1 protein-coding gene and 1 pseudogene are annotated in these 1,588 nt (G+C 57.6%); one reads left to right on the plus strand and one right to left on the minus strand.

Annotation, left to right across the window (positions count from 1 at the left end; all coding sequences use genetic code 11):
• Nucleotides 1-298: 298 nt before the first annotated feature.
• Nucleotides 299-907, minus strand: a complete 609-nt coding sequence (locus EGN72_RS00305) for a recombinase family protein (RefSeq protein WP_127044684.1) — start codon at nucleotides 905-907, stop codon at nucleotides 299-301.
• A gap of 94 nt (nucleotides 908-1,001) precedes the next feature.
• On the opposite strand from EGN72_RS00305, the pseudogene EGN72_RS00310 reads away from it, so the two are divergent.
• A pseudogene (locus EGN72_RS00310) lies at nucleotides 1,002-1,499 on the plus strand (DUF4158 domain-containing protein); the annotation flags it as partial.
• Between the last annotated feature and the right edge of the window lie 89 nt (nucleotides 1,500-1,588).

Raw genomic sequence — 1,588 nt, forward strand, 5'->3', positions numbered from 1 at the left:
ACCGACGTGTTCAAGGCCATCGGAGCAATCTGCGACCTATACGATCCTCAAGAATGCTGGAACTACTTCAAGGCGGCCGGATATGTATCAGGTTAAAACCGAAATGCTTTAAATTTGGGACTTACTGAGCCCATCAGGCTCGGACCCTTGTGGTCGGGCCGGTTCCGAGTCAAGAAGGCGCAGGAAACCCTGTCGCAAATTCATGGGTCGTGTCGCGAAGGTGGTGGGTGCTCATCCTTGGGACTCGTAACGATCCATGAGGATTTTGGGGTAGATTCCGGTAGGGGGCAGGATCGTATCACAAGGAATTCTGTCGCTGCCGCTTCATAATATCGAGCACAGTATTTTTGCTGATCCCAAGGTCGCGGGCGATCCATCGGTATGATCGACCGTCTTCCACGGCTTGAACGACCCTTGGCGCGAGCCTGTCGGATTTCGGGCGTTGGCCTGGCTGGCGACCGAGCTTCTTTCCTCGCGCCCTTGCAGCTGCGAGCCCGGATTTCACCCTCTCGCTGAGCAGATCGCGTTCAAACTGAGCGATCCCGGCCAGCATAGTGGCCATCATCCGGCCATGTGGCGTATCTACCTCGAAGGTCATGCCGCTCATGGCTACAACGGAGACTTTCCAACCGGCGAGCCTGTTCAGGGTATCCAGCAGGTCCTGAGTGGATCGCCCCCATCGAGAAAGTTCGTTGACCAGGATGGCGTCGATCTGCCGTGCCTGCGCCAGGTCGAGCACTCGGTTGCGCGCAACGCGATTGGCGGACGCACCAGAGGCTGTTTCTTTGAACACTGCGACCACGTCATACTCTCCGCGTTCGGCAAACGCAGTCAACTCGGCCACCTGCCGCTCGCAGGACTGATCGGACGTGGAAACACGGGCGTAGATAACGGCACGCTGTCCCATTTGAACCTCCTTGGATTTTGACCTTGCAAGTTGTTGTTTTTGTTGGTGCGAGACTCGTCCCCGACAGACTTATGACTAACAAGGACAAACTCGTATGCCAAGACGCTCTATCCTGACCGCGCGCCAGCGCGCGGCGCTGTTCGATCTGCCGACAGACGAAGCCACCATCCTCTACCACTACACACTGGCGGACGATGACCTCGAATTCATTCGAACCCGTCGCCATGCACGCAATCGCCTCGGCTTCGCCCTTCAGCTTTGTGCTTTCCGATATCCTGGCCGACTGTTGGCGTCGGGTGAGGTCATTCCAGAGGCCATCAGCAGCTTCATCGCAGCACAGCTTGGCGAAGAGATGGATGAGCTTTGCCGATACGCCGAGACCGACGTAACGCGGCGCAGGCATTTGGTCGACTTGCGCCAGCTCTATGGCTTCAAGATGTTCTCCGGGCATCGCGCGCGGGAACTGAAGGCCTGGCTGGCAGGCGAGGCGGAGGTGGCAACCTCCAACCATGATCTGGCCCGCCGGTTTGTCGAAGAGTGTCGCCGGACCCAGACGATCTTGCCGGGTGTGTCTGAACCGCCCCTTGTTTGCCGGAGACCTTCAACCTGACTAAGGATGAGGGCTATGGAAAAGAGTAAGACATCAAATCGTTATTCACCAGAGATGCGGGCGCGTGCCGT

The organism is Pseudorhodobacter sp. E13 (genome assembly GCF_003991405.1).
Classification (GTDB): domain Bacteria; phylum Pseudomonadota; class Alphaproteobacteria; order Rhodobacterales; family Rhodobacteraceae; genus Pseudorhodobacter.